General features: G+C 41.0%; 4 protein-coding genes. 2 read left to right on the forward strand and 2 right to left on the reverse strand.

Going from position 1 to position 3,874, the window contains the following annotated elements; genetic code table 11:
• Nucleotides 1-552 precede the first annotated feature (552 nt).
• Together E2R51_RS20450 and E2R51_RS20455 are read left to right on the forward strand one after the other, a co-directional pair.
• Nucleotides 553-1,680, forward strand: a complete 1,128-nt coding sequence (locus tag E2R51_RS20450) for a RepB family plasmid replication initiator protein (RefSeq protein WP_133378722.1) — start codon at nt 553-555, stop codon at nt 1,678-1,680.
• Between the two features lie 6 nt (nt 1,681-1,686).
• A complete protein-coding gene (locus E2R51_RS20455) occupies nt 1,687-1,971 on the forward strand; it encodes an HU family DNA-binding protein (RefSeq protein ID WP_133378723.1) in 285 nt (94 codons plus the stop codon).
• A gap of 79 nt (nt 1,972-2,050) precedes the next feature.
• Here E2R51_RS20455 and E2R51_RS20460 read toward each other — a convergent pair whose 3' ends face one another.
• Nucleotides 2,051-3,505 (reverse strand): relaxase/mobilization nuclease domain-containing protein, encoded by a 1,455-nt coding sequence (locus E2R51_RS20460; RefSeq protein WP_133378724.1) that lies wholly within the window; start codon nt 3,503-3,505, stop codon nt 2,051-2,053.
• Nucleotides 3,495-3,812 (reverse strand): plasmid mobilization protein, encoded by a 318-nt coding sequence (locus E2R51_RS20465; RefSeq protein ID WP_133378725.1) that lies wholly within the window; start codon nt 3,810-3,812, stop codon nt 3,495-3,497. Before E2R51_RS20465 ends, E2R51_RS20460 begins: the two co-directional genes overlap by 11 nt.
• Nucleotides 3,813-3,874: the final 62 nt, after the last annotated feature.

Here is a 3,874-nt window from a genome sequence, read left to right on the forward strand (position 1 = left end):
AGTGCTTGATGTTCTTCTTCGGTTAATCGGATTTTGATTTCTTTGGTTCGTTTGATCTGTGGCATAGGTTCATTTCTCTTTGTCTTTGTTTTTTACCGCTACGGCTCTTTGTAGCGGTTAGGGGGTTAAGGGGTTTCCCCTTACAAGGTCATACAGGGATTAGACGAAAGTCCCCTGTATGTGTCCTTGCCCTTTATATTAATACTATCATTTCTAACTATGAATAGGTGTTTATTTAGTTCCAATTGGTTGGTTTAGGTCGTGCTTTTGCTTTTGTTTTTGTTTTTGTTTTTGTTTTTTAAAAAACTAACTGCTTATTATTCTTTTATTTATATTATTATATTATAAGGAATGGCAAAGCTATACAGGGCAAGGGTTTACAGGGTCATTGATGTAGAAACCCCTGAATATAAATGTAGAAACCCCTGAATATAAATGTAGAAACCCCTGAATATAAATGTAGAAACCCCTGAATCCAAATGTAGTTGTATTGACCTTCTACATATATGTAGATTAAAATACAATTCACGTCATTTTTTTTTGGGTTTCATTATGTCTGAATTTGTATCGCAACCAAATTTCTATGTAGAAGGTAAAGAGATTGTTATATCAAAGTCTAATGCACTGATTGAGGGTGCTTATGATTTGTCACCAGCGGAACATAATCTATTAACTTTGGCAATTAACAAGCTACATGGTCAACGAACTAACGGTAAGCAGGTTTTTATAACTGCTAAGGAGTTTGCCATAGCTAACCAAGTTAGCGAAAAGTATGCTTATGACATACTCAAGCAAACAGCTAGAAGGCTTCATGAACGTAAGTTGAAATGCACCATTTACGTTGATGAGAACAAGAAGGTCGCAGGGGAGGAGGATATTTATTCTGTCGCAAGACCTAAGGGCTTTCATAAACCGATGAAAATGCACTTCAATTGGTTGCAGGCAGTTGCTTACCAAGATGAAAACGGATTTATTTATCTGATGTTTTCTGACCCCTTAGCGTATCTGATTGGTAAGACGGGCGAAGCATATACTAAATATGATTACCTCAAAACCAATGACCTAGACGGTTTTCATGCTAAACGGCTTTATGAGTTAGTAAACAAATGGAAGGGGGCAAAGCCTACCAATGGTAATAAACATCCTCAAATTATTATGGAATTGGACGAATGGAAGGAATTTTTTGGCTGTGCTGATAAATACCCAAAGACTGCGGAGTTCAAAAGGTGGGTGCTATTACCGTCTATCGAGCAGATAAACAAGCAGGGCGACTTTACGCTGACCCTTGATCAAGACAAGGTAGGGCGGATTATTACCCATTTCATAATAACGATAAAAGACAATCAAAAAGCCAAAAAGAAGGAGTTTAAAGACCCATTTAGGGACGCTGATACCGTTGATATGTTTACTGGTGCAACGGATAAGGAGTTATCATCAGTTCCCAACCCATTATCAGAAAAACAAGCAGGTCGTTTCGCTGGCACAATCACCGCATACTGTTATAAAAACAATATGACAAGTGAGGTTCATGAATTAGGTAGCAAATTAGGCTGTCATTTTAACAGTTGGTATGATGCTAAAGACCACATATTCAGAGAGTTACAACACAAAGAACAATATAAAAAATACCTTCCTATACTCAAACTTGTGGGCTACTCACCCATTTACAACAAAGGATAAGCCGTTATGAACAAGCTAGATGTTATCAAAGAATTAGCACCTAAGCTGAATGTTAATCAAGATGACGCAAGGGTTATATTGAATTCAGTTTTAGAGGTTTTGGGTAATTCGCTAACTGAACTTGATGAAGATGAGCGATTGAAATTAATAGGGTTTGCCAACTTTCAAAAGATTAGGCGTAAAGGTCGTCTAGGCAGAAACCCAAAAACTGGTGAGGAGGTAGAAATACCTGAAAAATTAATTATTAAAACTACAATCAGTGAAAATTTAGTCAATAGTTTTAATGAATAAGGTCGAGTTTAGCAGTTAGATCTAAACAGCTTTATCGTTTAGACCTAACTGCTAAACTCAACCCAACAACCGAAGGGCGTTAGCGTTTCATACCGCTACTACGACTTACCACCTTTTCCGCTTGGCGACTTGCTTCAATGACTTGTTGAGCGTGTTGTTCTCGTTGTTGAGCCTGCTGTTCTCTGCTTGCAATCTCTCTATTTGTGCTAGTAATTTGCCGTTCTGTGTCTGTAATTGCTGATTGACTGCGGTCAATCGCTGTATTTGTATCTCTTGCTTGTTCTGCTTGGCTTCCAGTGCGTCTGCTAGCTCGTTGCAACGTGTTAAAAAGTCGTTGTTCATTTTGTCTTACTCCAGCATCATTAAAGGCTTGCCATTCGTTGATTTGCCGACTTCCGCTTTCTTTTTCTGCTTCGCTTCTATCCAAAGCGTCCCATTGTCGTTTTTGCCTATGTTCACTTTCGCCAGTGCTTGAGCTTGTACTGGTGTCTGCTCGATATTCTGCTGTACCTCTGCTAGCTCTGCTCTCTTGTTCTTTAGACTGAACCCAGTCCATAGGTTCATTGCTAACAAAATGAGGAATACGGTCAGTAGAACGCCCATCAGCCCCCCTAGCATCGTTTTCCATGCCAATGCCTGTTGCAAGGCGGTTCTGCTCTCTTTGATAAGTTTGATATTCTCTGCCAAAGCTTGCTCGGTTTCGTTCCTGCTTGACCTCAATAGCATACTGTAGCTTGTTAAGTGCTGTTCGGTAACGCTCTGCGCTTGTTTCTGCATAGCCTTGTCTTGCTCTGCGGTGTTCTTCTCCAAGTTCTTTACCAAGCTGTCTATTTTCATAAATAACGCCCTCTAGTCGTATGTTTCGCTTGCCGTCTGGGTTCTTAATGCTGATTGATTTATCTGTTTGTCTTGCTATCTCAAAGCCTGCTTGCTCTAGGGTGTCTATAACGCCTTTGCGGTCTGTGATGTTGCCCTGCTCGATTTGGTGGGCTATGGCTTGCCCTATCTGCTCTTTGACCTGTTGCACGTCCTTTGGCAAGTTCTGGCGGTTTAGCGTCTTGATGGCTTGTGCTTTGGTGGGGTCGTGGGGGTCAGTTAGTCCATACTCATGGTTAATAACCTGTTTCCAGTTCTCAACCAGTGGGCGGTCTGCCTTGTCGTAGTAGGGTTGTAGGCGTTTACCTGTGGTTAATTCTTGATTGGCAATGACGAAGTTAAGTTCTAAGCGGTCTTTGTCTGTATGCTCTATCCAAGTCATGTTGTATTGGTCTTTGTCTAGCCCTGCTAACAGACTGCCCTCAAATCGCTCCATAATGGCTCTTTTCTGTTCATCAGGTAGGTTACCCTCCTCAAAGCTCAATACACCCACTGTATAGCGATTTTGGAAGTTTAGGCTATCTGATAGCCTTTGGGTCAGTTCAGGGTCACCAGCAAGCAATCTAGCCCCTTTTCGGTCGTTATCCTTGCCTAGTAAGTAGTTCATGGTGGCTTTTGCTGTTCCATTGCCCCTATTTTTGAGGAATTTAACTATCATGGCGACTTAGTACCTCGTTTAGTTGTTCCCTTATGACGGCGAGCTGTGCGAATACTCTTAGCTTGTCGGTGTCTTTGTCTAGGATGTTGGCTTGTTTGGCTAACTGGTTCAAGTTGCCACCAATACGCCCTAAACTTCCTAAAAGTTTAGGATCAGCATTTTTGTACGGCTTGGCTATTTTCTGAGAAAGGGCTGTTTTTCTAATCCATGTTGCTAACTGGTTGCCTTCCATTCGCTCCAAAAGTGCTTGATGTTCTTCTTCGGTTAATCGGATTTTGATTTCTTTGGTTCGTTTGATCTGTGGCATAGGTTCATTTCTCTTTGTCTTTGTTTTTTACCGCTACGGCTCTTTGTAGCGGTTAGGGGGTT

The sequence above is a fragment of the Jeotgalibacillus sp. S-D1 genome (assembly GCF_004358665.1).
GTDB lineage: Bacteria > Bacillota > Bacilli > Bacillales > Jeotgalibacillaceae > Jeotgalibacillus.